The 598-nt window shown below is 35.6% G+C and carries 1 protein-coding gene; it reads right to left on the reverse strand.

The annotated features are described in order from the left end of the window. Positions 1-405: DJ-1/PfpI family protein (locus tag ACF8FD_RS10825; protein ID WP_392453380.1), on the reverse strand; the 405-nt coding region annotated here is incomplete at its 3' end. Positions 406-598 lie beyond the last annotated feature (193 nt).

Below are 598 nucleotides of genomic sequence, written 5' to 3' on the forward strand. Positions count from 1 at the left end.
TCGTTCACTAAAATCCTGTTCAGCCATCCAGTGCGTAGCTGCTTTTTTATGGTCAAGCAGCCCTGCATATGCCAATGCATAAGTTCCGTAGCATAACCCTACAATTCTAATTCCAGCTTGATATGCACAATTTAGGGCATCGATAAGTACTTTTTCAGGTTTGTGATTAAAATCATCCCATCCAGGAATAATAATAAGATCCAATTGTTTAATAAGTTCGATCCCCCCATCAGGGATAATCATCATAGACTGTTCTGTTTTTACGGGTTGGCCATCTATAGAAAAAATTCTCAGATCAAATAAGCGTTTATCTTCAATCTTGATATTGAAAATGATATGGGGGATAGAGAAGTGAAATGGATTTATATTGGGATATACGAACAATCCAATCACTGGTATAGCCATTCAATCTACCTCTCTAAAATAATAAATATAGCATGTTGTCCCAATAGTTTCGATGATTGTCCTTAAGGACAATTTTATTGCTTAATTTTTCCTATCATGATTCGAGTATGACTAAATGATTGGATCTGGAACATGAATAAAATTTTAAGTAGCTCTGTTATTGCACTCTCTCTGGCAATGGCTTCAGTCCATT

This window comes from Acinetobacter sp. TYF_19 (assembly GCF_043105125.1).
Classification (GTDB): Bacteria; Pseudomonadota; Gammaproteobacteria; order Pseudomonadales; family Moraxellaceae; genus Acinetobacter; species Acinetobacter johnsonii.